General features: G+C 59.8%; 28 protein-coding genes. 17 read left to right on the plus strand and 11 right to left on the minus strand.

The genetic code is table 11. The features are described 5' to 3' along the window. Positions 1 to 19 precede the first annotated feature (19 nt). A complete protein-coding gene (gene ffh, locus ACR0KC_RS18530; protein ID WP_170392658.1) occupies positions 20 to 1528 on the minus strand; it encodes a signal recognition particle protein in 1509 nt (502 codons plus the stop codon). 160 nt (positions 1529 to 1688) lie between these two features. Beyond that, on the minus strand, positions 1689 to 2207 hold the full coding sequence (locus ACR0KC_RS18535) for a hypothetical protein (RefSeq protein WP_170802233.1): 519 nt from the start codon (positions 2205 to 2207) through the stop codon (positions 1689 to 1691). A gap of 89 nt (positions 2208 to 2296) precedes the next feature. Here ACR0KC_RS18535 and ACR0KC_RS18540 point away from each other — a divergent pair, with 89 nt between their 5' ends. Next, positions 2297 to 2827, plus strand: a complete 531-nt coding sequence (locus ACR0KC_RS18540; protein ID WP_480707377.1) for a prolyl-tRNA synthetase associated domain-containing protein — start codon at positions 2297 to 2299, stop codon at positions 2825 to 2827. Here ACR0KC_RS18540 and ACR0KC_RS18545 read toward each other — a convergent pair whose 3' ends face one another. Continuing rightward, positions 2828 to 3568: an aspartate/glutamate racemase family protein gene (locus ACR0KC_RS18545; protein ID WP_480772118.1), complete on the minus strand. Its 741-nt coding sequence runs from the start codon at positions 3566 to 3568 to the stop codon at positions 2828 to 2830. It abuts the gene before it with no gap. Positions 3569 to 3632: 64 nt separating this feature from the next. After that, the gene (locus tag ACR0KC_RS18550; RefSeq protein ID WP_170648517.1) at positions 3633 to 4214 is read right to left on the minus strand and encodes an NAD(P)H-dependent oxidoreductase; all 582 of its coding nucleotides are present in this window, start codon (positions 4212 to 4214) and stop codon (positions 3633 to 3635) included. 120 nt (positions 4215 to 4334) lie between these two features. On the opposite strand from ACR0KC_RS18550, the gene ACR0KC_RS18555 reads away from it, so the two are divergent. The 4 genes from ACR0KC_RS18555 to ACR0KC_RS18570 all read left to right on the plus strand — a co-directional run bounded on the left by ACR0KC_RS18555 (position 4335) and on the right by ACR0KC_RS18570 (position 6952). Continuing rightward, a complete protein-coding gene (locus tag ACR0KC_RS18555; RefSeq protein WP_170609772.1) occupies positions 4335 to 5213 on the plus strand; it encodes a LysR family transcriptional regulator in 879 nt (292 codons plus the stop codon). Then, positions 5210 to 6121: a DMT family transporter gene (locus tag ACR0KC_RS18560; RefSeq protein ID WP_480707378.1), complete on the plus strand. Its 912-nt coding sequence runs from the start codon at positions 5210 to 5212 to the stop codon at positions 6119 to 6121. Before ACR0KC_RS18555 ends, ACR0KC_RS18560 begins: the two co-directional genes overlap by 4 nt. A 57-nt stretch (positions 6122 to 6178) precedes the next feature. Next, complete coding sequence (locus ACR0KC_RS18565) at positions 6179 to 6457, plus strand: hypothetical protein (RefSeq protein ID WP_170425150.1); 279 nt, start codon at positions 6179 to 6181, stop codon at positions 6455 to 6457. Between the two features lie 81 nt (positions 6458 to 6538). Beyond that, the gene (locus tag ACR0KC_RS18570) at positions 6539 to 6952 is read left to right on the plus strand and encodes a universal stress protein (RefSeq protein ID WP_170565112.1); all 414 of its coding nucleotides are present in this window, start codon (positions 6539 to 6541) and stop codon (positions 6950 to 6952) included. Here ACR0KC_RS18570 and ACR0KC_RS18575 read toward each other — a convergent pair. Continuing rightward, positions 6949 to 7281: an ArsR/SmtB family transcription factor gene (locus tag ACR0KC_RS18575; protein WP_170392649.1), complete on the minus strand. Its 333-nt coding sequence runs from the start codon at positions 7279 to 7281 to the stop codon at positions 6949 to 6951. The genes ACR0KC_RS18570 and ACR0KC_RS18575 overlap by 4 nt on opposite strands. 231 nt (positions 7282 to 7512) lie before the next feature. Between ACR0KC_RS18575 and ACR0KC_RS18580 the strand changes: the two genes are divergently transcribed. The 5 genes from ACR0KC_RS18580 to ACR0KC_RS18600 all read left to right on the plus strand — a co-directional run bounded on the left by ACR0KC_RS18580 (position 7513) and on the right by ACR0KC_RS18600 (position 10083). Next, on the plus strand, positions 7513 to 7845 hold the full coding sequence (locus ACR0KC_RS18580; RefSeq protein ID WP_170392648.1) for an AtpZ/AtpI family protein: 333 nt from the start codon (positions 7513 to 7515) through the stop codon (positions 7843 to 7845). Between the two features lie 2 nt (positions 7846 to 7847). After that, positions 7848 to 8606: a F0F1 ATP synthase subunit A gene (locus ACR0KC_RS18585; RefSeq protein ID WP_170392647.1), complete on the plus strand. Its 759-nt coding sequence runs from the start codon at positions 7848 to 7850 to the stop codon at positions 8604 to 8606. Between the two features lie 48 nt (positions 8607 to 8654). Continuing rightward, positions 8655 to 8879 carry a F0F1 ATP synthase subunit C gene (locus tag ACR0KC_RS18590; protein ID WP_005981269.1) on the plus strand — a complete coding sequence of 75 codons (225 nt, stop codon included), beginning with the start codon at positions 8655 to 8657 and terminating at the stop codon, positions 8877 to 8879. A gap of 86 nt (positions 8880 to 8965) precedes the next feature. After that, positions 8966 to 9517, plus strand: a complete 552-nt coding sequence (locus ACR0KC_RS18595; protein ID WP_170392646.1) for a F0F1 ATP synthase subunit B' — start codon at positions 8966 to 8968, stop codon at positions 9515 to 9517. Positions 9518 to 9522: 5 nt separating this feature from the next. Then, positions 9523 to 10083, plus strand: a complete 561-nt coding sequence (locus tag ACR0KC_RS18600; RefSeq protein WP_170609767.1) for a F0F1 ATP synthase subunit B — start codon at positions 9523 to 9525, stop codon at positions 10081 to 10083. Between the two features lie 81 nt (positions 10084 to 10164). Here ACR0KC_RS18600 and ACR0KC_RS18605 read toward each other — a convergent pair whose 3' ends face one another. After that, positions 10165 to 10935 (minus strand): FCD domain-containing protein, encoded by a 771-nt coding sequence (locus tag ACR0KC_RS18605; RefSeq protein WP_170733729.1) that lies wholly within the window; start codon positions 10933 to 10935, stop codon positions 10165 to 10167. 151 nt (positions 10936 to 11086) lie between these two features. On the opposite strand from ACR0KC_RS18605, the gene ACR0KC_RS18610 reads away from it, so the two are divergent. The 5 genes from ACR0KC_RS18610 (at position 11087) to ACR0KC_RS18630 (ending at position 17648) form a co-directional block, all read left to right on the plus strand. After that, positions 11087 to 12280, plus strand: a complete 1194-nt coding sequence (locus ACR0KC_RS18610) for an aminotransferase-like domain-containing protein (protein WP_480772119.1) — start codon at positions 11087 to 11089, stop codon at positions 12278 to 12280. A gap of 45 nt (positions 12281 to 12325) precedes the next feature. Beyond that, a complete protein-coding gene (locus tag ACR0KC_RS18615; protein WP_480772120.1) occupies positions 12326 to 12721 on the plus strand; it encodes a hypothetical protein in 396 nt (131 codons plus the stop codon). A gap of 141 nt (positions 12722 to 12862) precedes the next feature. Next, a complete protein-coding gene (locus tag ACR0KC_RS18620) occupies positions 12863 to 16318 on the plus strand; it encodes an AAA family ATPase (protein WP_170609763.1) in 3456 nt (1151 codons plus the stop codon). A 53-nt stretch (positions 16319 to 16371) separates the two neighbouring features. Next, positions 16372 to 16725: a hypothetical protein gene (locus ACR0KC_RS18625; protein ID WP_170625094.1), complete on the plus strand. Its 354-nt coding sequence runs from the start codon at positions 16372 to 16374 to the stop codon at positions 16723 to 16725. Between the two features lie 125 nt (positions 16726 to 16850). Then, entirely contained in the window at positions 16851 to 17648 is a 798-nt protein-coding gene (locus ACR0KC_RS18630; RefSeq protein WP_170425170.1) for a class II glutamine amidotransferase, read from the plus strand. Between the two features lie 10 nt (positions 17649 to 17658). Here ACR0KC_RS18630 and ACR0KC_RS18635 read toward each other — a convergent pair whose 3' ends face one another. The 3 genes from ACR0KC_RS18635 to ACR0KC_RS18645 are packed head-to-tail and all read right to left on the minus strand — an operon-like array spanning position 17659 to position 20717. Beyond that, on the minus strand, positions 17659 to 18822 hold the full coding sequence (locus tag ACR0KC_RS18635; RefSeq protein WP_480707382.1) for a lytic murein transglycosylase: 1164 nt from the start codon (positions 18820 to 18822) through the stop codon (positions 17659 to 17661). A gap of 12 nt (positions 18823 to 18834) precedes the next feature. Further along, positions 18835 to 19755, minus strand: a complete 921-nt coding sequence (gene cbiB / locus ACR0KC_RS18640; RefSeq protein ID WP_170565089.1) for an adenosylcobinamide-phosphate synthase CbiB — start codon at positions 19753 to 19755, stop codon at positions 18835 to 18837. Beyond that, positions 19752 to 20717, minus strand: coding sequence for a threonine-phosphate decarboxylase (locus ACR0KC_RS18645; protein WP_170610037.1), 966 nt, complete (start codon positions 20715 to 20717; stop codon positions 19752 to 19754). The genes cbiB and ACR0KC_RS18645 overlap by 4 nt, the downstream gene beginning before the upstream one ends. A gap of 181 nt (positions 20718 to 20898) precedes the next feature. Here ACR0KC_RS18645 and ACR0KC_RS18650 point away from each other — a divergent pair, with 181 nt between their 5' ends. Further along, entirely contained in the window at positions 20899 to 21261 is a 363-nt protein-coding gene (locus ACR0KC_RS18650; protein WP_008756687.1) for a response regulator transcription factor, read from the plus strand. Here the strand turns inward: ACR0KC_RS18650 and ACR0KC_RS18655 are convergent. After that, positions 21243 to 22232 (minus strand): glutathione S-transferase family protein, encoded by a 990-nt coding sequence (locus ACR0KC_RS18655; protein ID WP_170392636.1) that lies wholly within the window; start codon positions 22230 to 22232, stop codon positions 21243 to 21245. The two genes, ACR0KC_RS18650 and ACR0KC_RS18655, sit on opposite strands and share 19 nt — an antisense overlap. Before the next feature lie 212 nt (positions 22233 to 22444). On the opposite strand from ACR0KC_RS18655, the gene ACR0KC_RS18660 reads away from it, so the two are divergent. Continuing rightward, positions 22445 to 22798: a hypothetical protein gene (locus ACR0KC_RS18660; protein ID WP_170513411.1), complete on the plus strand. Its 354-nt coding sequence runs from the start codon at positions 22445 to 22447 to the stop codon at positions 22796 to 22798. 91 nt (positions 22799 to 22889) lie between these two features. Here ACR0KC_RS18660 and ACR0KC_RS18665 read toward each other — a convergent pair whose 3' ends face one another. Then, complete coding sequence (locus ACR0KC_RS18665) at positions 22890 to 23588, minus strand: fumarylacetoacetate hydrolase family protein (protein WP_170733734.1); 699 nt, start codon at positions 23586 to 23588, stop codon at positions 22890 to 22892. Positions 23589 to 23596 lie beyond the last annotated feature (8 nt).

Raw genomic sequence — 23596 nt, forward strand, 5'->3', positions numbered from 1 at the left:
TGGGTGCAGCGTGCTGACGTCACTTTTTCTTTCCAAAACCGCTCAACCCCGGGGGCAGGCCCATGCCGCCACCCAGTCCGGGCAGACCGCCGGGCATCTTACCGCCCATCGCTTTGGCGGCTTGTTCCAGCGCCTTGGGGTCCATGCCCGCAGCCATTTCCTCAGGCGAGGGGCTGCCTTTGCCGAACATGCCTTTCATGGCCTGTTTCAGCATCTTGCCTTTGCCCATCTTGCCCATCTTTTTCATCATGTCGGACATCTGCCGGTGCATCTTGAGCAGCTTGTTGAGGTCGCTGACCTCCATACCCGAACCGGCGGCGATGCGTTTCTTGCGGCTGGCTTGCAGCAGTTGCGGGTTGGCGCGTTCGCGTTTGGTCATCGACTGGATCAGCGCGATTTGCTGGCGCAGGATTTTATCGTCCAGACCGGCCTGATCCATCTGCTTGGCCATCTTGTTCATGCCCGGCATCATGCCCATCATGCCCTGCATGCCGCCCATCTGGATCATCTGCTCCAGCTGCATTTTCAGGTCGTTCATGTTGAACTGACCTTTGACCATGCGCTTCATCATGCGCTCGGTCTGTTCCATCTCCATCGTTTCCTGGGCTTTTTCGACCAGAGCAACGATGTCGCCCATGCCCAGAATACGACCGGCGATCCGGTCCGGCTCGAAGGTTTCGAGCGCGTCCATCTTCTCGCCCAGACCAACAAAGCGGATCGGCTTGCCGGTGACCGCGCGCATCGACAGCGCCGCACCGCCGCGCCCGTCACCGTCCATACGGGTCAGGACCACGCCCGAGATGCCGACCTTGGCATCAAACTCTTCGGCCACTTCAACAGCGACCTGACCGGTCAGGCCGTCGACCACCAGCAGCGTCTCACGCGGGTCGACCACGTTACGAACCTGCTCGACCTCGTCCATCAGGACTTCGTCGATATGCAGACGGCCCGCGGTGTCGAGCATGTAGACGTCATAGCCGCCCAGCGTTGCCTGTTGCTTGGCGCGCTTGGCGATATCAACCGGCGTCTGGCCGGGAACGATCGGCAGCGTATCTACACCAACCTGCGTGCCCAGGACCGCAAGCTGATCCATCGCCGCCGGGCGATAGACGTCCAGCGAGGCCATCAGGACCTTCTTGCCCTCTTTCTCTTTCAGGCGTTTCGCCAGCTTACCGGTGGTGGTTGTCTTACCGGAACCCTGCAGGCCGACCATCAGGATCGGGGCAGGCGGGTTGTCGATCTTCAGCGCGCCGGGGTCTTCTTCGCCACGCAGTGTATCAACCAACGCGTCGTGCACGATCTTTACGACCTGCTGGCCGGGCGTGATCGATTTGGTGACAGCTTGACCGGTCGCCTGTTCCTGTACTTTCTTGACGAACTCGCGCGCCACCGGCAGCGAGACGTCGGCCTCAAGCAGGGCAACGCGGACTTCGCGCAGGGCGGTTTTCACGTCTTCTTCAGACAGGGCACCCTGTTTGGTCAGCCGGTCAAAGACGCCGGAAAGGCGTTCGGATAGATTTTCAAACATGCCTTCGGCCTCCTTAGCCGATTATCTGGTGGCGTGCCCTAGATAGGACGCGTCGGTTAAATGCACAAACGCCCCCACGGGCGAAACTCGCTGGTGGGGGGCGATCCCTGAACGACTCAAGGGACCGGAAGATCAAACGCTTCCGGATGTTGGCGGCGATTTAGGCCGATTGGCTGGCAGAGTCAACCTTGCGCGCCGGAAGCCAGTCATTGATCGCATCAACCAGCCGATGCGCGCCGCGCCCGCTGGAATAAGCCTCGACAATGGGATGCCGCCCGGCGCTCATGCCTTCATCCAGTATTAGGACAGGGCGATAGAGGGTCGATGTGCCATTGTCGCTACGCGAGGTCGTGCTTTCGGTTTCCGCGTGCGAGAGGTGCGAGAGCTCATGTTCCACCGCATCATATCCAAAGACTGACTGTCTGCGGATCAGGATGCTGTTTTTATTGCGATCCAGTATGACCTGCACGCGGCGGACAAAGGCGCAAAATGCACCAAAACCCATGCCTCCGCCGAATAGTGCGAAGAAAATGCCGAACAAGATACCCTCGCCACCTTCACTGGCCAAGAAGACGCCCGCGCCTACAAATGCCAGAATGAAGAAAACCAGCGTGATGCCGATGAACCATGGCGTATTGGACAGGATCAGTTGGCTCGGAGTGTTACGCGTGACTTTCATGGCGGCACGCTAGCACCGAATGCCGCGCCTGTCGTGGCTTGAATTTACCTGTCGGTTGGGCGATGAGCGCGCCATACGAGGAGGTTCCCATGGACGCATCATCTGCCTTTCAGGATACGTTGCCGATCAGCTCGGATGCGCTTTTGGCGCAGTTGGATGAATGGGGGCTGCCCTATCGGTTGCATACTCATATCCCGCTGCGCACCGTTGAGGATGCCATGGGGGTCGAGGGCCAGTTCATGGTGCCGGGTGAAAACACATTGCGGCTTAAGAACCTGTATCTGCGCGACAAGAAAAAGCGGAACTATCTGGTGACGCTGGAACAGAGCCGCGAGATCGACCTCAAGGCGCTGGGCGCGGAGTTGGGGGTTGGCAACCTGTCCTTCGGCTCGGCGGATCGGCTGTTCCAGAACCTCGGCATCCGCCCTGGCGCGGTCAGTCCGCTGGCGATGATCAACGGCGTTGAGAACAACGTTAAGTTCTTCATGGACGCCGCCGCGCAACAGGCCGATGTCATCAACATGCACCCTTTGGTCAACGACCGAACCGTCGTTTTGTCGCGCGAAGAACTGATGGTGTTCTTTGATAAGATCGGGTGCGAGATAAACTGGCTGCCGTGATCACCCTTCAAGCGCTTCGTTCAAAGCGGCAGCGACATGGGCGGCGGAGGGGTTGACGAACAGGTGACCGTCCGCCTCGAACACCGGATCGTCCAGATGATCGGGGAAAGCCAGAGGCAACTCGGTACAGGCCAGCAAGATCGCGGTTCCGGGTGTGGCGTGTTTGTTGCAGAAGGCCAGCAGGCGCGCATGTGCGGTGTCGGATGCGCCGCCGTAGAAATCACTGTCGATCATCGCCTGCATCTCGGCGATCTCAGGCTCGGGCAGGCGTGTGTTTGCCGTGATACCCTCGGCGGCCAGCCGGTCGGCATAGTTTGTGGCCTGCATGGTGACTGCGGTTCCAAGGACCAAAGCATTGGTGGCGCCGGTCGAGGCGGTCGCGTCGGCGGTTGCGTCAAAAATGCTGAGAATAGGCATGGAGACGCCTTCGCGGATCGCGTGAAGCCGCGCGTGTGGCGTATTGGAGGCGATGATGCCGAAATCGCAGCCTGCGTGTTCCAAAGTCAGCAGTGCTTCGCGGAACACCGCGTCGAAAGCGGCCCAGCTGTCTTCGTCACCGGCCACGCCGCGCAAGGCGCGGGTTTTGGCTTGGGTGACGGATTCGATGGTCATGGGTGGGATGGGCAGCGGCGATCCGTGGCCGCGTTCAGCAAAATACCGACCCCCGCCTTCAGCGATCGCCCGGTAGTAGTCGACAGTTGAGGCCCAGCCAACACCGCCCAATATTCCAATCTTTTTCATGTGAAATGCCCAGTCTGCCGATTTGCCTCGGCGCAGACTGGACGGTTCAAGGGGGGCAGGTCAATCAGGCTGCCAGTTTGGTGACAGCTTTCTGCGCATTGGACAGGGTTGTTTCGGGGTCCAGTGCCATGCGATCTGCGGCGATGACTTCGACATCATGGATGCCGATGAAGCCCAGAACATGGCGCGCATAGGTGGTGGCAAAGTCGATCTCGGAGCCCACCGCCGTACCGCCTGATGCAACAGCAAGGATGGCGCGTTTGCCTTCCAGCAGACCTTTCGGTCCTTCTTCGGAATAGGAGAATGTCAGACCGGCACGGGCGACCAGATCAATCCAGGCCTTGAACGCGGCGGGAACTGAGAAGTTGTAGATCGGCAGGCCGATGACGATCGTGTCGGCCTTTTGCAACTCGGACACCAATTCGTCCGACAGGGCCAGCAGGTCTTTCTGTACCGCGTCACGCTGTTCGGCGGGGGTGAAATTGGCGCCGATCCAGTCTTCGGTCAGCAGGGGCAGGGGGGTGGCCAGATCGCGGCGGATGATGCGGCTGGCGTTCAGGTGGCGAACCACGCGGTCGGACAGATCGCGGGTGGCAGATCCAGTGCGGCGGGCCGAGGCGTCGATATGCAGGATGGTTTTGGTCATTTCGGGGCGTCCTTTGTTGCGGAATTAGCTTCTGTTGCCCCAATATGGCTGTTGCGTGCATGAACAAAACTCGGATATATCAACAAGCATTGTTAGAATTTGCACATTGGATCAGATGCAATGGACAATTGGGATGAAGTGAGAACCGCCTATCAGGTGGCGCGCATGGGAACGGTCAGCGGCGCGGCGGATGTGCTGGGTGTGCACCACGCCACCGTGATCCGCCATATCGATGCGATCGAGGCACGGTTGGGCGTCAAACTATTCCAGCGTCACGCGCGTGGGTACACACCAACCGAAGCGGGTGAGGACCTGTTGCGGGTCGCGCAGGCAACCGAAGATCAGTTCAACCAGTTGGTCGGTCGCATGAAGGGGCGCGGAGACGATGTCTCGGGCGAGATCGTGGTCACCTCACTGGCCTCACTGGCCCCGCTCATCGTACCGACGCTGACCGAGTTCCAGCAGACCCACCCGGGATTGATCGTGCGCTATCTGACCGGCGACCGCCTGTTCCGGTTGGAATATGGCGAGGCGCATGTGGCGATCCGCGCCGGGGCCGCGCCGGATCAACCGGACAATGTGGTGCAGCCGTTCATTCCACAAGAGGTCGGACTATTCGCTAGCAAGGCCTATCTCGCGCGCCACGGCAAACCTGCAAACGTTGCAGATTTCGCCAATCACTACTTCGTGGGCAATGATGATGAAAACAGCCGCGCGCCGTTTTCCCGCTGGCTGCGTGCCAACGCGCCGGAGCAGGCGATCACTTTCCGCTGCACCAATAATTTCTGTATGCGAGAGGCTGTTCTGGCCGGTGCAGGCATCGGCTTTATGGCCCGTTGGGAGGCCGCGCGCGATCCCGATCTGGTCGAGGTGATGGCACCGTTGCCCGAGTGGTCTGGCAAGCTGTGGTTGGTGACTCATGTGGATCTGCACCGGACCACTAAGGTGCAGGCCTTCCTATCCTTCCTGAAAGATCAATCCAAGGGCTGGCTGCCGTGACACCGCAGGCGCGCGGCCATCTGGCCATGCTAACATTCTCGGCTTTGGTGGCGGGCAGTTTCTCGCTTGGCTCAATGGCGGCAAATGAGATCGCACCGTCGGCGATCACGGCAGCGCGCTTTGCGATTGCGGCGGTTGTGATCGGCATCGCTGCGATTGCCACAACGGGCATTCCGCGCAGCGCGGCTCGGGCACCATGGCGCTATCTGGTGCTTGGCGGATTGTTCGGAGCCTACTTTGTCCTGATGTTCTACGGATTGAAAACCGCTCCCCCGGTCAGCGCGGCGGCGGTCTTTACGCTGACCCCGGTCATGTCGGCGCTGGCCGGGTGGGTGCTGCTGCGCCAGATCACCACCCCACGCATGGCGCTGGCCCTGACGGTCGGTGCGGTCGGTGCGCTGTGGGTGATCTTCAGAGCGGATTGGCAAGCCTTTCAGGTCTTCGAGATCGGAGGCGGCGAGATCATCTATTTCTGGGGTTGCGCCGCGCACGCCGTCTATACGCCGATGATACGGCGATTGAACCGGGGCGAGCCTGCGGTGGTGTTCACCTTCGGTACGTTGGTTGCGGGGTGTTTGATCCTGACGGTCTGGGGCTGGTCCGATATCCGTGCAGTAGATTGGGGCAACCTTCCCGGGATTGTCTGGGTGACGCTGCTTTATATCTCGTTGTTTGCGACCGCCGCCAGTTTTGTACTGGTTCAGTTTGCAGCCCTGCGTTTGCCCGCGGCAAAGGTCATGGCTTACACTTACCTGACGCCCACCTGGGTGATCCTGTGGGAAATCGCCCTGGGACGTCCTGCGCCGACGGCATTGGTGTTGGTTGGTGCCGGGCTCACCGCTGTTGCGCTGTTGTTGCTGCTGAAAGGAGAAGACGCGCCTGCAAACACTCCGGTGCGCTCGAATTGAAGCTTGTGATATCTACCTGATGTGGCAGCCTGCCTGTCACCACCAAGGAGCTGGGCCATGAAAACAATGTCACTTATTCCCGCATTGCTGGCGCTGTCCGCCTGTGCCCCCGGTGGCGCGAAAGACGCTGCAGAGGCGGACCTGCAAGCCAGCTGCGAAGCTCTGGTGGGCGCCGAAACCGGCACAGGGCCTGATGGTGTCAAAGCGATGTCTACCCAGTCCAGCCCGACAGGCTCGGTCACCAGCGTATTCGTGGCAGGGGCCGAGGCTCCGTGGCTCTGTCGTGCCGACCCAACGGGGGTTGTGACCGGGGTGGAATATAGCCGCGAGGGCTGAGCCTGCCGTTTGGATCGTCCCGACGGGTCAGACTGGCGAACTGCCCGGGTCGACATATCTCAGGATCAGGAGGACGCCAATATGTTCAAACACATCATGGTCCCGGTCGACCTGCACTTGCCGCCCGAGGTCAAGAAAGCCACCGAGGTTGCCGCGCATTTGGCCAAATGGCAGGGCGCCAAAGTGACCATCGTCAGCGTCACCGGCCCACAGCCTGGGGATAGCCAACTGACAACAGACGCGATCAAACAAGAATTGCTGACCTGCGCCAATGAAATCGCGATGCAAAGCGGGGCGCAGGTGGACACACGCAACATTCATTCGGTTGATGTCGCGGTCGAGATCGACAAGGACCTGACCCACGCAGCAGAGGAAATGGGGGCCGATCTGATTGTTGTGGGAACCCATGCACCCCGGATCACAGACTATATCCTGTCCAGCCACGCGGGATATCTGGCCAAACACGCCAGCATGTCGGTCTTAGTTGTGCGTTAGGCCTCATCCGGGGGCAGTTCAACTTCAAGAAACCGCTCGAACGCATCCAGATTGACCGGTTCGAACTGTCCGAACCCCTGCATCCAAACCGAGGCCGCACGAAGCGCGTCGGGTTCAAGTTTGCACCACTTCACCCGTCCGCGTTTTTCCTGAGAAATCAGACCTGCTTTGGTCAGGATCACCAGATGCTTTGAAATCGCGGCCAGCGACATTTCGAACGGTTCGGCCACGTCGGTGACGGCCATGTCATCTTCCAGCAGCATCGCTAAGATGGCACGGCGGGTGGGATCGGCGAGGGCTGCGAAGACAGTGTCGAGGTCGTTGGACATGGTTCCGCTGAACCATAGCCTGCGAGTTTGGTCAACCATTTGGTTGAATATGCGGATTCAGGCTTATCCGCCCGGTCAGCGAATTATACGCCATCGGCAGGTTTCGCGTGGTCTGTAATATTATTATAAAAATCATATACTTAGCGACGTTCATGCTGCGGCTTCATTGCCGTTGACTCTGCGCCTTCAGCCCCTTAGCACCCTACCCAAGACTGTGCGAGGGAAACGCCCGTGACCGAAGATGACCAAAAGCAGCGTATGGCGCAGCTGGAGGCCAAGATCGAAGCGGCGAAAAAGGCCAAAGCGCCGAAACCTCGTGCGGATGCTGACGTATCCGGAGGCGAGCTTGCCTGGAGGATGGTCATCGAAATGGTTTCCGGTCTGGGGATCGGATTTGGCATCGGATACGGGCTGGACAGCCTGCTCGGGACGATCCCGATCTTTCTGGTGCTGTTCACATTGCTGGGCCTTGTCGCGGGCGTGAAGGTTATGCTCCGCAGCGCGAAAGAGGTTCAAGAGAAACAAGCGGCCGCAAGCGCGACCGAGAAGGACGAGAGGGACTGAACGTGGCAACCGAGACCACCGCAGAAAAAGGCAGCAGCCTGGCTTTCCATCCAATGGACCAGTTTATCGTCAAGCCGTTGTTCGGCGACGGTGCGATTGCCTGGTACACGCCCACAAACGTGACCCTGTGGCTGTTCCTGGCGATTGCGGCGATCTTTGCCCTGCTGGTTCTCAGCACGTCCAAGCGCGCCATTGTTCCGACGCGGATGCAGTCGGTGGCCGAGCTGGCCTATGGTTTCATCTACAAGATGCTGGAAGACATCTGCGGCAAGGAAGGCGTCAAGTACTTCCCCTATGTCATGACCCTTTTCATGTTCATCGTCTGCGCGAACTTCCTGGGCATGTTGCCCATGTCCTTCACCACCACATCGCATTTCGCCGTGACCATCCCGCTGGCGCTGGCCGTGTTCCTGACCGTGACCGTTTTGGGTTTCGTCAAGAACGGCGCTGCGTTCTTGGGCTTGTTCTGGGTCTCCAGCGCGCCGCTGGCGCTGCGCCCTGTTCTGGCGATTATCGAGCTGATCTCGTACTTCGTACGCCCGGTCAGCCACTCCATTCGTCTTGCCGGTAACGTCATGGCAGGCCACGCGGTTATCAAGGTGTTCGCAGGCTTTGCCGCGATTGCCGTGATCTCGCCTGTGTCGGTTCTGGCGATCACCGCAATGTATGGCCTTGAGGTCCTCGTGTCCTTCATTCAGGCCTACGTCTTCACCATTCTGACCTGTGTGTATCTGAAAGATGCGCTGCATCCGTCGCACTAAGGTCCGAACCCCCAACATCGAAACTTCCAAATCGTAAGGAGAATTCTCATGGAAGGCGATCTCGCACACATCGGCGCAGGCCTGGCAGCAATCGGTTCCGGCGCAGCCGCAATCGGGGTGGGCAACGTTGCAGGCAACTTCCTGGCAGGCGCCCTGCGCAACCCTTCGGCGGCTGCTTCGCAGACCGCAACCCTGTTCATCGGTATCGCGTTCGCAGAAGCGCTGGGCATCTTCGCATTCCTGGTCTCGCTGCTGCTGATGTTCGCCGTATAATCTGCGGAACCTGATCCTTACGCGCAGATGGGCCCAAGCCATAGCGGCCCATCTGTTGTAAAGACAACGTTCCGACGGAGGACATCATGGCGACTGAACCCATTGCTGAAGAAGTAGTAGGCACATGCGTTGATTCCAGCGGCTACGCCGTCGGGATGCCGCAGCTCTGCTTCGATTGGTTCCCCAACCAGATTTTCTGGCTGGTCATCACGCTGGTCGTCATCTTTCTGGTCCTGTCCCGCGTGGCTCTGCCCCGCATCGCGGCAATCCTGGCTGAACGCCAGGGGACCATTACAAATGACCTGGCTGCGGCCGAAGATCTGAAGGCCAAAGCGGTCGAGGCCGAAGAGGCCTATAACAAAGCGCTGGCCGATGCCCGTTCTGAGGCTCAGCGTATCGCAGCGGAAGCCCGCGCCGAAATCCAGTCTGGTCTGGATGACGCGATTGCCAAGGCGGATGCGGAAATCGCTGCAAAGGCGGCTGAATCGGAAAAGGCAATTGCCGAAATCCGTGCCGGTGCGCTGGAAAGCATTCAAGTGGTTGCCAAGGATACGGCGGCTGAACTGGTCACAGCACTGGGCGGCGAGGCGGATGCCAAAGCCATCAACAGTGCAGTAGATGCGCAGACGAAAGGATAAGTGACATGCGGAACACTCTTGCCCTTATCCTGACCGTTGGTGCCGCCAGCCCCGCGCTGGCCGCAAGCGGCCCGTTCTTCTCGCTTGCCAACACTGACTTTGTCGTCACTCTGGGCTTCATCGTCTTTATCGCGGTCCTGTTCTACTTCAAGGTCCCCGGTATGATTGGTGGTGCGCTGGACAATCGCGCCGAAGGTATTCAAGCCGAGCTGGACGAAGCCCGCGCCCTGCATGAAGAAGCACGCAGCCTGTTGGCCTCGTACGAGCGCAAGCAGCGTGAAGTGCAGTCTCAGGCAGACGCCATCGTAGCCGCAGCCAAAGAAGATGCGGCTTTGGCGGCAGAGCAGGCCAAGGTTGATCTGGAAAAATCCATCGCGCGCCGTTTGGCCGCGGCGCAGGATCAGATCGCATCGGCCGAGGCTTCTGCAGTTAAAGAAGTTCGCGATCAGGCCATCACCGTAGCGGTTTCGGCAGCCAACGCCGTGCTGGCCAAACAGATGACCGCAACGCAGGCGAATAAGTTGATCGATGCATCCATCGCGGATGTGGGTGAAAAGCTACACTGATCGCCTGGATCATATGATTTGAAAAACCCGAGGGCCTCAGGCTCTCGGGTTTTTTCTTTTTGTGGCTCCCAGTTTGAAGGATCAGACCTCTCCAGTCTCGTGCTTCAAACGCTGTTGCGCGATCTCTTCATTGCGCAGGGCCTTCTGCTGATCGGCCATGCAGCTTTTGACAAAGTTCAGATGATCTTCGACCGCCTTCCGTGCCCCTCTCGGGTCGCGGTCCTGCAGGGCTGTGTTGATGGCGCGGTGCTGGTCCAGAATTGCGTCGCGGGTGGTGCGTTGCTGGAACATGATCTGTCGGTTGTAGAATACGCCCTGCCGCAGCAGATCGAACATCGACCGCATCATATGCAGCATCACCACGTTATGACTGGCCTCGATGATCGCCATATGGAACTGGGCGTCCAGATGCGCCTCTTCTTCGGCTGCATTGCGGGCGTGGGCGTCTTCCATCTTGTCCAGTATGGTCTGCACCACCTTCAGATCGCTGCCCGAGCCCATGCGGGCGGCACGCTCAGCCGCTAGACCCTCCATGTCACGCCGGAATGAGAGATAGTCGAACACTGCCTCGTCGTGATTGCCGAACAACCGGATCAAAGCTGGCGCGAAGGCCGAGCCCAGAACCTCGGCCACATAGATGCCCGATCCGGCCTTGGCAGTCAGCAATCCCTGCTCCTGGAGGTCCGAGATTGCCTCGCGCAGCGACGGGCGCGACACGCCCATCCGCTCGGCCAGCTCCCGTTCTGAGGGCAGGCGTTCTCCGGGGCGCAGAATGCCGCGCAGGATCAGCAGTTCGATCTGGCGCACAACAGCCAGTGACAGTTTTTCGGTTTGAACTTTTTGAAAAGGCATGTGGCTACCACTTGGAATTGGTCAAATCACTTGACCACGTTTGTAAGGGGCGTTCAAGTCGCTCACAGAGGTTGAAACATTAGGTCAGAATTATTGACATAAGAGGCGCGTTGCCTAATCTGCGACCCAAGGGCGGAGGAGGCCCCCTACGATGGATCAGCTCTACGCCACCCGAACCGCTCGGATGAAGGCTTCCGAAATCCGCGAATTGCTGAAACTGCTGGGCGAGCCCGGTATCATTTCCTTCGCAGGCGGTATTCCCGACCCCGCTTTGTTTCCAGCAGAGGCTTTCGCCGAAGCGTTTCAAAATGCGCTTGGCCCAGATCAACAGGCGCAGGCGCTGCAATATTCGGTCAGCGAGGGCTATGCCCCGCTGCGTGAATGGCTGGCCGACCATATGCGTGGGATCGGCGTTACGTGCGGAATCGACAACATCCTGATCACCTCAGGCTCGCAGCAAGCGCTGGATTACTTGGGTAAGTTGTTCTTGTCACCGGGTGATACTGCGTTGGTTGGGTGGCCCACATATCTGGGCGCGCTCAATGCGTTTGACGCTTATGAGCCACGCTTTGACCAGCTTAGCATCAATGGCAATCGCGGGGCTGCCGAATACCAGGCCGCCGCCGGCAATAGCCCGATCAAATTCGCTTATCTCTCCGCCGATTTTGCAAATCCGACTGGTGAGACGGTCGATCTGCGGGGCAGGGAGGCGCTGCTCGATCTGGCAGATGAATTGGATTGCGCAGTGATCGAGGACGGAGCCTATCAGGCGCTGTGCTATGACGGCGATCCGATCCCTCCGATCCTCGCGTTAGAACAGGCGCGCAAGGGATCGATCGAGAACTGCCGGACGATCTATTGCGGCAGCTTCTCGAAAACTCTTTCACCGGGGTTGCGGCTGGGTTGGGTGGTTGCAGCAAAACCGGTGATCTCGCAATTGGTGCTGCTGAAACAGGCGGCTGATCTGCATTCTTCTACGATCAACCAGATGGCGGTGTATCAGGTGGCACGGGATCGCTTTGACACTCATGTCCCCATGCTGCGCCAGACCTATGCCGCGCGCCGCGATGCGATGCTTGAGGCGCTCAAAGAGCACATGCCCAATGGCGTCGACTGGACCCGACCCGAGGGCGGCATGTTCATTTGGGTCACTCTGCCCAAGGGAATGAACGGCGCCGACCTGCTGGCGAGGGCGCTGGAAACGGTTAAGTTGGCCTTTGTCCCCGGTCAGGCCTTCTATCCCGACGACACCGGGTCGAATACCATTCGACTGAGTTTCTCCAACTCGGATGAGGACACGATCCGCGAGGGTATACGCCGGTTAGGAGAAGTGTTGCGCGCCTGAACCGGGGAAAGGTTTCATTAACCATATTATCGCTAATAAAGCAGCATGATCCGCGTGCTCGCTTTCCTTTGCCTCGCCGCCTGCTCGGGTGGTACACCCTATTTTCGCGACTTGCCCGCAACGCGCGTCGCGGTGAATGGCAGTATCTTCGACGTCCGCGTCCGCAATGAACTGGCCGAGGCCGTCCGCGTGAACCCGCAATACGCGCCGCGTCTGGGTCCGATCCGTGACCGGGCCGCGCTGGCCATGGCGCAGGTCTCGGGCTGTCCGCTTCTGGACGTTCTTGGCGATGCGGCCGTCACTGTGGGCGTGCTGGGCTGCGACCAGGAACTGGGGGAAAAACTGATTTTCGGCGCACTCCTTCGCCGTCCCTATGAATGCGTTGATTACGGATATTACGTAGACTACGGATATCAGGTCTTTGAATGCTCGCCTTACTGAGATACGCGGGACTCCGCGTAGTTTTGCCAAGATGTTGTGGATAACTTGGTCCAATCTCCCATATCCTGCGCAATCACGTTGACACCTCCCCCATCCGTTGCGCAGACTTCTTACCCATAGGAATCATACCAAGAGCAGCCATTGCGCTTTAGCAAACTCAAACTGACCGGCTTCAAAAGCTTCGTGGACCCGACCGATCTGATCATCGCGGACGGGCTGACCGGAGTGGTTGGTCCGAACGGCTGCGGCAAGTCCAATCTGCTGGAAGCGTTGCGCTGGGTGATGGGTGAAAACCGTCCCAAATCCATGCGCGGTGGCGCGATGGAAGATGTGATCTTTGCGGGCGCTGCCACTCGGCCTGCGCGCAACTTTGCCGAGGTGGTCCTGACGATGGACAACTCGGAACGTTTGGCGCCATCCGGCTTCAACGACAGCGACCAGTTGGAGATCGTCCGCCGCATCACCCGCGATGTGGGCAGCGCCTACAAGACCAACGGCAAGGACGTGCGCGCCCGCGACGTTCAGATGCTGTTCGCGGACGCCTCGACCGGCGCGCATTCGCCAGCACTGGTGGGGCAAAACCGCATTGCCGAGCTGATCAACGCCAAACCTCGCGCCCGCCGCCGCATTCTGGAAGAGGCCGCCGGCATCTCCGGGCTTTACCAGCGCCGCCACGAGGCTGAACTGAAACTGAAAGGCACCGAGGCCAACCTGACCCGTGTGGATGACGTTTTGGAACAGTTGGGCGGGCAGTTGGCGCAACTCGCCCGTCAGGCCCGTCAGGCGGCGCGGTATCGCGAGATCGGCGAGTTGTTGCGTCAGGCCGAAGGGATGCTGCTCTATCGCCGCTGGAAAGAGGCCGACATGGCCCGTCAGGCGGCCGAGGAAAAGCTACGCGACCGGATCACCGAAGCCTCCCGCGCCGAGGCATCCGCGCGCGAATCCGCCGCCAAACGCGCCGAGATCGAGGAAACCCTGCCGCCCTTGCGTGAGGAAGAGGCCATCGCCGCAGCCGTCCTGCAGCGCCAGCAGGTGCAGCGCGATCAGCTGTCGGATCAGGAAACCCGCGCACGCCAGACGATCGAGACTCTGACCAACCGTATCCAGCAATTGGGCAACGACATCGAACGCGAATCCGGTCTGAACCGGGACGCGGGTGAGATGATCGAACGGCTCGAATGGGAGGCCCGCGAGCTTGCAAAAGCCGCCGATGGCTATGACGAAAAGGTCGCTGAAGCTGCAGAAGTTGCGCGCGAGGCCGCGTCGGTGTTGCAGGATCGCGAAGATCACCTGTCGCAGGAAACCGAAGACATGGCCCGTCTGGTGGCCCGCCACCAATCGGCGCAACGACTGGTTGAAGATAGCCGCAAGACACTGGCTCGTTCCGAGGGCGAGGAAGAAAAGGCCCGCGCCGCTGTGGACGAGGCGCGCAATGCCCTTTCCCGCGCCAGCGAGGCGTTCGAGACCGCGCAAGAGGGTGAGGAAGAAGCCCGCGAAGCTGCTGAAGCAGCGGAAGAAGCGCTGGCCGCCGCCGACGAACTGCGCAACGACACGCAGGCGCGTGAGGCCGAGGCCCGCGCCAAACGCTCCGAGGCCGAGGGTGAACTGGGCGCGATAAGGGCCGAGACCACCGCGCTGGCCAAGCTGGTCGAACGCGACACGGCTGAGGGTGGGCAAGTGCTCGACATGCTGCGGGTGGCAACGGGCTTTGAAAAGGCATTGGGGGCTGCGCTGGCGGATGACCTGCGTGCACCATTGGTCGAGGGCGACGGACCTTCAGGTTGGGTGCAGGTAGCGGGCTATGACAGCGACCAGCCCTTGCCCGACGGGGCCGAGCCGCTGGCGTTGCATGTGTCCGGCCCTGACCGCCTAAGTCGCCGTATTGCGCAGATCGGTCTGGTCGATGCGGATCAGGGCGCGCGCCTGCAGGCGTCGTTGAAACCGGGTCAACGCTTGGTCTCACGCTCGGGAGATTTGTGGCGCTGGGACGGATTCCGCGCCTGGGCCGAGGATGCACCAAGCGCTGCCGCCCTGCGTTTGGAACAGCTCAACAAGCTTGAGGCGCTGAAACAGGAACTGACCCGCACCGAGGCGCAGGCCGAAGGTGCACGCGCCGCGCATGAAGCGCTGTCACAGCAACTGGCCAATGTAACCGAGGCTGACCGCCGCGCCCGCGAGGCCCGCCGTGCCGCGGATCAGCGTATGGCGGAAACCGCGCGGATGCTCAGCCGGGCTGAGGCGGATCGAAATCTGGCGCAGGGCAAGCTGGAAACACTGACCCTCGCGGTCGACCGTCACAAGGAAGACGCCATGTCCGCCCGCGCACAACTGCGTGAGGCTGAAGGCGCGTTGACTGGCCTGGGCGATCTCGACAGCGCCCGCGCGCAGGTCGAGGACATCAAGCAGACGGTCGAGGCGGCGCGGATCACCATGCTGACCCACCGCTCGACGCATGATGAATTGCGCCGCGAGGGCGAGGCGCGCACCCGGCGCACGCAGGAGGTGACTAAGGACCTCAGCGGTTGGCGGCATCGTCTGGAAACGGCGGAAAAGCGGATATCGGAACTGGCCGAACGCAAGGAAAGCTCGGAAGAAGAACTGACCGAGGCGATGGCGGCCCCCAGCGAAATCGCCGAGGCACGGGAAGAACTGAACGAGCTGATCGAAACCGCTGAGGCTCGGCGCGCCGAAGCCGCCGACAAGTTGGCCGAGGCCGAGACCCAGCAGCGCGAGGTGGTTCTTGCCGAGCGCGAAGCCGAACGTCTGGCCTCGGAGGCGCGCGAAAGCCGCGCGGCGGCTGAGGCGCGTTGCGACGCCGCCAAGGAAAGCGTAGTCGCCGCAGCAGAACGCATTGCCGAGGATCAGCAACTGACGCCGAACCAGCTGCTGAACCAACTGGACGTGAACCCTGATCAGATGCCCGCCGCCGACGCACTTGAAGCCGAAGTGAACCGCCACAAGCGTCAGCGCGACGCCATGGGCGCAGTGAACCTACGGGCTGAAGAGGACAGCAAAGAAGTTCAGGAAGAATTCGACACGCTGAACGGCGAAAAGGCCGATCTGGAGGAGGCGATCAAGGCCCTGCGCAGCGGCATCGCCAGCCTCAACCGCGAGGGTCGCGAACGCCTGCTGACCGCGTTCGAGCAGGTGAATTCCAACTTCGCCATGCTGTTCAAGCACCTGTTTGGTGGCGGTGAGGCCAATCTGGTCATGGTCGAAAGCGACGATCCGCTGGATGCGGGCCTTGAGATCATGTGCCAGCCGCCGGGCAAAAAGCTCTCGACTCTCAGCCTGCTTTCGGGCGGCGAACAGACCCTGACCGCGACGGCGTTGATCTTTGGCGTGTTCCTTGCCAACCCCGCCCCGATCTGTGTGCTGGATGAGGTCGACGCCCCGCTGGACGATGCCAACGTCACCCGCTTCTGCGACTTGCTGGACGAGATGTGCCGCCAGACCGATACGCGTTTCCTGATCATCACCCACCACGCGGTGACCATGGCGCGGATGGACCGTCTGTTTGGCGTGACGATGCAGGAACAGGGCGTCAGCCAGCTGGTCTCGGTCGACCTGAAAAAGGCCGAGCAGATGGTCGCCTGAGCGATCACCGCAACGTTATGACCCATTCCCGGCTTGCCGGGTTAGGGTAGCGTATGACCCGATCACTGATCTTTTTTCTGCTATGCGCCACCCCACTTGCGGCCGCCGAATGGGCCACTAAACCCGGAGACCAGCCGCTTTCTCCGCAAGAGCTTGAGGCTTTGGCGGGCCAGACTCTGACATTCTATGATGACGGTCAGTCCAAATACTCGGCCGGAGGGGCCTATTCCTATACCTATGCCAGCGGAGAATCCGCCTTTGGCACCTATTCCATCGCCGGGGACGGCAGTGTTTGCATCGCGTATCGCAATGGGTTCAGTCGATGCGACCTATATGTCCGCAGTGGTGAGCGGTTGATCCTGATCGACGAGAAAGGCGATCGCTATCCGGTCAGAGCGAGTAATTGATCTGTTATTCCCGATCTATTGGTAAATTTGATAGAGGCTTTGAGTAAAAACGGAAGAAAACGGGATAATCATCGTCAAATCAAGTTGTAGAATGCCCTGGATCGAAAAACTGATGGGGATGCCAAATGTGCCGTTTTTTGGCTTGGGTTGGGGAGCAGCGATATCTGGATGAATTGATTCAGGAGCAAGAGCAATCGCTTGTCATTCAAAGCCGCAACGCGTTGATTGGGAAGACACCAATCAATGCCGATGGGTTTGGACTGGCCTGGTATTCTGATCGCGAAACGCCCTGTTTCTACAAGGACACTCATCCCGCGTGGTCCGATGCAAATCTCAAACAACTGGCTCATCACACACGATCACGACTGTTTTTGGCCCATGTAAGAGCGTCGACAGGCACTGCGACCTCGCGCAACAACTGTCACCCATTTGGATTTGGCAAATGGAGCTTCATGCACAATGGCCAGGCTGGAGGGCATGACCAAATCCGGCAGCAGCTCGATGCTATGATCCCGGCACATTTATACGGGCACCGAATGGGTGCGACAGAAAGTGAAGCGATCTTTTTGATTGCTCATGGCGAAGGTCTGGATTCAAATCCGATCGACGCAATGGCACGGGCCGTGGGGCGGGTGGAAGCGCTGTCCCGACAATGCGGATCGTCGCCTTATATGCGGTTCGCTGCGTGCTGGTCAGATGGCAGCCGTGTATTTGCGGCGCGCTATGCGTCTGATCGTTATGCACCCAGTTTGCATTACCGGGCCTCTGAAGACGGGATAGTGATATCTTCCGAGCCGCTTGATGCAGACAGTGACGGCTGGGTTGAAATACAGCCCAATACCGCCATCGTCACAGAAGGCTCGCTGGTATCTATCCATGCGTTTGATCCGTCAGTGAAACGTGAACCTGCAAAGGTTGCCTAGGCGCTGACCCTTATAGCTGCTTCAGCAGCTGTGTCGTTGGCCACGCATCCGCTGGCAAACCCAGACGCAATTGTTCAGCCTGCACAGCCGCACGCGTTCCGGCCCCAAGGATGCCGTCGATCTTGCCCACGTCGTGCCCGCGCGCCTGCAGTTTGCTCTGCAACTGTTTCATTTGCGCGCCCGTCAGCCCCGGCGCTGGATTACCTGCATCGTAAATCTGCGCGCCTTCCAACCGTGTGCCGAAATAGGCGGCGGTCAGGACGTAAACGAAGCTCTGGTTCCATTCGAAATAGACATCGAAATTCGGGTAAGCCAGAAAGGCGGGTCCTTTATGCCCTTGTGGCAGGATCAGCGAGGCAGGCAGATTTGCCAACGACCCACTGCGCGCCTGCACGCCCATCGCCTGCCATTCGGACACCGAGCGGGGCTTGCCGGGGCCAGAGAGAGACCAGTCCATCTGCGCGGGGACGGTGACCTCTTGCAACCATGGCTGACCCGGTTGCCAACCCAGATGCGACAGCATCTTGGCCCCGGACATCAGTGCATCCGGCGCCGATGTTTTTAGCGAAATCTTGCCGTCTCCGTCCCCATCCACGCCGTTTTCCAGAATGTCGCGGGGCAGCATCTGGACCATGCCGATTTCACCGGCCCAGGCTCCGGTGGTGCGGGCGGGGTCAAAATTGCCCTGGCTGTACAGCTCGATCGCGGCGAAAATCTGCGGGCGGAACAACTCGGGGCGGCGGCAGTCGTGGGCCAGCGTCACCAGCGCGTTGCGGGTGTTGAAATCGCCCTGAAAGGACCCGTAGTCGGTCTCGAACGCCCAAAATGCCAGTAGCACACCGCGCGAAATGCCGTATTCCTGCTCAATCCGGTCAAACACCGCGTCGTATTTGCCCGACATGGCCTTGCCCCGGTCGATCCGGTTCTGTGAAATCAGGCGCCGCGAGAAGTCGATGAATGGTTTCTGGAATACGCCCTGCGCGCGGTCGGCTTTCAGAACGGCTCCGTCCTGCTGCACGCCCTTGAAAAAGCTGTTGACGGTGGATTTGTCGTAACCCTGCTGAATGGCTTCGGCTTTCAGCCCTTTGACGAAGGTATTGAACCCACCGCCGCATTGGGCGAGTGCAGGCGAGGCGAAGAGGGCGGCGGCAATAAGGCCGGAAAGGAAACGCATAAGGCTGATCCGTCAGAATATGAAGTTGAACCCAACCCACACCGACACGAGCCCAAGCGCAAGCCCCCATACCTGCCAGAGCATGTCTGATGCGCGAAAAACCTCCGCCGCGTCGATTTCTTGCCGGGCATTCCCGTTCACCCAGGCGAGATCCCGCATCTGGCCATCATAGCTGCGCGGTCCGGCCAGCGCGATATCAAGCGCACGTGCCATCGCGGCCTCGGGCCAGCCTGCGTTGGGTGAGATATGGCGGCGTGCATCCTCAACCATCTCTCCCCAGCGCGACCATTGGCTGGACAGCGCGACGATCATTACGAAGGTCAGGCGCGCCGGGACAAGGTTCAGCACATCATCCAGCCGCGCCGCTGCCCAGCCGAAGGCGCGGTATTTGTCGTTGCGATAACCGATCATACTGTCGGCGGTGTTGACGACCTTGTAAACCAGAAGCCCCGGCAGACCTGCGACCAGAAACCAGAAGGCTGGGGCAATCACCCCGTCGCTCAAGTTTTCGGCGGCGCTTTCGATGGCCGAGCGCGCCACCTGCGCCTCGGTCATATCTCGCGTATCGCGCGAGACAATCATGGCGACCTGCGCGCGCCCTTCGGCAAGCGAGGTCAACAGGCCTTCGCCAACTGCGCGAACATGGGTGATCAGGGATTTCTGGGCCAGAAGGATGGCGCAGACCACGATCTCGACGATCGGACCAAGCAGCTCCAGCAACCGGCCAAGGATGAGTGCCACCGCAACCAGGATGAGTACCGTCGCAACCCCTTTGAGGCGGCGATACGCCCCATGGTTCAGCCGGTTGTCCAGCCAGCCAATCGCGTTGCCCATCAGTACGGCAGGGTGGCGAATACGTGACCACAGCCAATCCGGCTCACCCAATGCTGCGTCCAGACACATAGCGCAGACCAATAGGAACGCGGTGCTCACAGCGCTGCTTCCAACCGGGCCCAACCATCTGCTGGCGGTAATCCAAGGCGCAGGTAGGTCCGGGAATAGGGGAAAATACGGCTCCAGATATGCGCCCGCGCCAATCGGTCTTGCCAGGCGGTCGCGTTATCAACGTCGTAGAGGCGGAACAGGCTGGTGCCGCCAATCAGCCGCGCATCCTTGGCCGTTACAAGCTGATCCAACCGTGTTGCTTCATTTGCCAGACGCATGCGCGTTTCATCAGCCCATTTTACATCGTGCAACGCTTGCGCGCCGATCCGCAGTGCCGGGCCGGATACGGCCCATGGTCCGGTCAGGTCGTTCAATCGTGCAATCAGATCGGGATGGCCAATTGCAAAACCCAGTCGCAACCCGGCCAACCCCCAAAATTTGCCAAAGCTCTTCAGCACCACGATGCCGGGCCGCTGGGCCAGATGAATCAGCGAGGCTTCGGGCGTTACGTCGCAGAAGCTTTCATCGATCACCGTCAGCGGCGCGTCGACATCCGCGTCCTGCCAGATGCGCCCATCGGGATTGTTGGGGTGTACGATGACACGTGCCTGAGCCGGGCCGCTCTCGTGCACCGTCCACCCCTGAGCGGTGAATGCAGCGGCATGTTCGTTATAAGTGGGCATCGTGATCTGCACGCGACCGGCTTTGGTCAGCGCGGGCACGCGGGCAATCACCGCAGAGGCACCAGGCGATGGCAGAATCTCGGCCCCATCAGGCACGTTCCAAAACACCCGCGCCGCGTCCGAGAGGCGTTCGAACGCGCCATGATCCGGCAGTTCCTTCCAGTCCGGAGGCTGCAGGCCCGAGACCTCATAAGCATGCGGATTGATCCCCGTGGACAGATCGATCCAGTCTGCGCGCGTGCCCCCAAACCGCGTCATCGCGCCATCCAGCCCTCCGCCATGATCGCGCGCAGCCCGAGGGTTCAATCTGTCATCCTGTCCAACCATCTGCCCCAGCCGGAATCGCCTATTTCTCATGCTTCAAGCGGATTTTTGCCGTTCTTACAAGCGAATCCGCCCGATCACGGCGCTGTGCGGGCCTTGTTAACACTTTGTTAAGGAAATCGCGTGATCACGGACAACAGGGGTCGGCACCACTCACCCATATCACGTGCCGAGGTTGTTGCAAATGAAAGTACTGATTGTTGAGAGTAACCCCGATCTAGGTCGGGTCTGGCAGCGGCATCTGCAAAGGCAGGAGGCCGAAGTCACGCTGGTCGAAACGCAAGAGGCCGCGATCCTGGCACTGTATGGTACCGCATTCGATATCATCGTGCTGGATCTGGTTCTGGAAACCGGCAGCGCCTTGGCGGTTGCCGATTTCGCAAGCTATCGCAGGCCCGAGGCGCGAGTGATCTTCGTCACCAACACCACATTCTTCTCGGACGGATCAATCTTTGCCCATAGCGCCAATGCCTGCGCCTATGTCCAAAGCTCGACCCCGCCCGAGGATCTGGCGGCCATGGTCGAACACTACGCGGCGGGGCGCTGATCCCGCCCATGGGGTTCTGAATAGTCCAACGTTGGATTCACCGGAATAATTCGGTGCGGATTGATGCTGTCATGGCTGAAGTGATAGTGGCGCACGATGTGGTTCATGTTCACAGACTGCGCCACGCCGGGCCATTGATATAGCTCCCGCGTAAAGGCCCAGAGGTTCGGGTAGTCCACCAACCGACGCTTGTTGCACTTGAAATGTAAATGATAAACCGGGTCGAACCGGATCAATGTGGTGAACAGGCGCCAGTCGGCCTCGGTCACGCGGTCACCCATAAGATAGCGGTTCCGGGCCAGACGATCCTCAAGCCAGTCCAGCGTGTCGAACAGAGGGCCAACCGCGGCGTCATAAGCTTCTTGCGAGGTGGCAAAGCCGGATTTGTAGACCCCGTTATTGACATCGGAATAGATGCGCGCGTTGACCTCTTCGATCTCGTCCCGCATTGCCTCGGGCCAGTAGTCGTCTGTGTTGCCGGTGATCCCGTTGAAAGCCGAGTTGAACATGCGGATGATTTCCGAGCTTTCGTTCGACACGATCGTTTTCTCAACTTTGTCCCACAGGATCGGAACCGTAACGCGGCCCGAATAGTGAGGGTCGGCACGGGTGTAGATTTGATGGGCAAATTCTGATCCGAACAGTTTGTCGCCGGTCGCGCCATGGTCGTCGGTCTCAAAGGTCCAACCTTTATCCAGCATATCCGGATGCACGACCGAGACCGAGATGTGGTCGCTCAGCCCTTTCAACTCACGAAAGATCAGTGTGCGGTGCGCCCAAGGGCAGGCGTGCGAGACATAAAGGTGATAGCGCCCAGATTCCGCCTCGAACCCGCCGCGCCCCGAGGGGCCGGGCGCGCCATCGGCGGTGATCCAGTTGCGAAACTGTGCGGCCGAGCGTTTGAACGCCCCGCCTGTGGATTTGGTGTCATACCAGGTGTCATGCCATTCGCCGTCGACAAGCAGGCCCATCGTTATTCCTTTCGCATTGCGATTGGGTCAAAGATAGGCCGTCTTGCGCCCCGATCCTATTTCACCGGGCGCGCATCAGGCCTGCATGCGCGCACAGGTGGGATGCGGTGTCTGGGCACCAGAACCGCAATGCCAAAACTTATGTGACGCCGTTCACTGGATTTTTACAGGAATCGCGTCAGACTAATGAGTGTTAAGGGGGGAAGTTTATTATGAGTACCTATGTTTCAAAGGAAATTCGCGCCGAATTGGATGCGGCCCGAATCGCCACCCTCAAGAAATCCAGCCGTTTGCGGGTGGAGGTTGGCGACAATAGCTTCAAAATTTTGACATTGTGGAAGGATGGTTTCACCGTCGAGGCCGAAACCACGCCACGCCTGCGCGGGCTCGTCGATATCTATGACGGTGCCAATCACATGTATCAGTGCCTGATCATCGCAGATGAAGAAGCGGTGGGTGAGATGCGCTATGAGTTCAAGCGCAGCACCGTGGCAGCCGACAAGGCTCCACTGGATTTCTACCGCGCCCCGGATGCACCGATCGCATTGCTTGAAAACCGCGACTGACGCGCGCACCGTTTGATCTTTGGCACCGACGCGCCACCGGCGCTCGGGCGGTAATGGGGCCTCAAGATTCTCAGGGATCAGGCCGGACGGTTTAGTCGGAGGCTGTCAGGGTCAGGTGCACAGGAGCCAAACCATCGATGCCGCCTTCAATTCGGTCTCCGGCGACCACAGGCCCGACCCCGGCGGGTGTGCCGGTCAGGATCAGATCGCCGGGGCGCAAATGGTAGAAACCCGATAGATGGGAGATCAGTTCATCGATCTTCCAGACCAGCTCTGACAATGTGGCGTCTTGTACGACCCGCTCATTGACGCTCAGATAGATGCGCTTGTCATCAGATGGGCTCCAGTCATCGGCGCGGGTCAGCGGAGCGAAGACCGCGCCGTTTTCCACATCCTTGCCCAGATCCCAGGGGCGCTGTTTGTTGCGCTCGCGGATCTGCAGGTCGCGGCGCGTCATGTCCAGCGCACAGCCATAGCCAAAAATCGCGTTGCGGGCCTCAGTGGCTGTGGCCTGAAAAACCGGCTTGCCGATGGCAACGGCCAGTTCCATTTCATGATGATAATCCTCGGTCCCTGCCGGATACGGCACATGCGCTCTGGTCAAAACCGCGTTGGGCGCGGATTTGGTGAAGTAAAACGGCGCCTGACGATCCACCTCATGCCCCATCTCGGCAGCGTGGGCCGCATAGTTGCGGCCCACGCAGAAAATCCGCCCGATCGGATAGGTCGCCTGTTCCCCCTGCACCGGGATGCTCGGGATGTCCGGAAGCGTAAAAAGGTGGTTGGGCATGACGTGCC

The sequence above is a fragment of the Ruegeria sp. CF3 genome, from assembly GCF_056537365.1.

Excerpts from the sequence above, each read along its gene's own strand:
- ffh (WP_170392658.1), bottom strand. The coding sequence starts at position 1,528 with ATGTTTGAAAATCTATCCGAACGCCTTTCCGGCGTCTTTGACCGGCTG.
- ACR0KC_RS18535 (WP_170802233.1), bottom strand. The coding sequence starts at position 2,207 with ATGAAAGTCACGCGTAACACTCCGAGCCAACTGATCCTGTCCAATACG.
- ACR0KC_RS18540 (WP_480707377.1), top strand. The coding sequence starts at position 2,297 with ATGGACGCATCATCTGCCTTTCAGGATACGTTGCCGATCAGCTCGGAT.
- ACR0KC_RS18545 (WP_480772118.1), bottom strand. The coding sequence starts at position 3,568 with ATGAAAAAGATTGGAATATTGGGCGGTGTTGGCTGGGCCTCAACTGTC.
- ACR0KC_RS18550 (WP_170648517.1), bottom strand. The coding sequence starts at position 4,214 with ATGACCAAAACCATCCTGCATATCGACGCCTCGGCCCGCCGCACTGGA.
- ACR0KC_RS18555 (WP_170609772.1), top strand. The coding sequence starts at position 4,335 with ATGGACAATTGGGATGAAGTGAGAACCGCCTATCAGGTGGCGCGCATG.
- ACR0KC_RS18565 (WP_170425150.1), top strand. The coding sequence starts at position 6,179 with ATGAAAACAATGTCACTTATTCCCGCATTGCTGGCGCTGTCCGCCTGT.
- ACR0KC_RS18570 (WP_170565112.1), top strand. The coding sequence starts at position 6,539 with ATGTTCAAACACATCATGGTCCCGGTCGACCTGCACTTGCCGCCCGAG.
- ACR0KC_RS18575 (WP_170392649.1), bottom strand. The coding sequence starts at position 7,281 with ATGTCCAACGACCTCGACACTGTCTTCGCAGCCCTCGCCGATCCCACC.
- ACR0KC_RS18590 (WP_005981269.1), top strand. The coding sequence starts at position 8,655 with ATGGAAGGCGATCTCGCACACATCGGCGCAGGCCTGGCAGCAATCGGT.
- ACR0KC_RS18595 (WP_170392646.1), top strand. The coding sequence starts at position 8,966 with ATGGCGACTGAACCCATTGCTGAAGAAGTAGTAGGCACATGCGTTGAT.
- ACR0KC_RS18600 (WP_170609767.1), top strand. The coding sequence starts at position 9,523 with ATGCGGAACACTCTTGCCCTTATCCTGACCGTTGGTGCCGCCAGCCCC.
- ACR0KC_RS18605 (WP_170733729.1), bottom strand. The coding sequence starts at position 10,935 with ATGCCTTTTCAAAAAGTTCAAACCGAAAAACTGTCACTGGCTGTTGTG.
- ACR0KC_RS18610 (WP_480772119.1), top strand. The coding sequence starts at position 11,087 with ATGGATCAGCTCTACGCCACCCGAACCGCTCGGATGAAGGCTTCCGAA.
- ACR0KC_RS18615 (WP_480772120.1), top strand. The coding sequence starts at position 12,326 with ATGATCCGCGTGCTCGCTTTCCTTTGCCTCGCCGCCTGCTCGGGTGGT.
- ACR0KC_RS18625 (WP_170625094.1), top strand. The coding sequence starts at position 16,372 with ATGACCCGATCACTGATCTTTTTTCTGCTATGCGCCACCCCACTTGCG.
- ACR0KC_RS18630 (WP_170425170.1), top strand. The coding sequence starts at position 16,851 with ATGTGCCGTTTTTTGGCTTGGGTTGGGGAGCAGCGATATCTGGATGAA.
- ACR0KC_RS18635 (WP_480707382.1), bottom strand. The coding sequence starts at position 18,822 with ATGCGTTTCCTTTCCGGCCTTATTGCCGCCGCCCTCTTCGCCTCGCCT.
- ACR0KC_RS18645 (WP_170610037.1), bottom strand. The coding sequence starts at position 20,717 with ATGGTTGGACAGGATGACAGATTGAACCCTCGGGCTGCGCGCGATCAT.
- ACR0KC_RS18650 (WP_008756687.1), top strand. The coding sequence starts at position 20,899 with ATGAAAGTACTGATTGTTGAGAGTAACCCCGATCTAGGTCGGGTCTGG.
- ACR0KC_RS18655 (WP_170392636.1), bottom strand. The coding sequence starts at position 22,232 with ATGGGCCTGCTTGTCGACGGCGAATGGCATGACACCTGGTATGACACC.
- ACR0KC_RS18660 (WP_170513411.1), top strand. The coding sequence starts at position 22,445 with ATGAGTACCTATGTTTCAAAGGAAATTCGCGCCGAATTGGATGCGGCC.
- ACR0KC_RS18665 (WP_170733734.1), bottom strand. The coding sequence starts at position 23,588 with ATGCCCAACCACCTTTTTACGCTTCCGGACATCCCGAGCATCCCGGTG.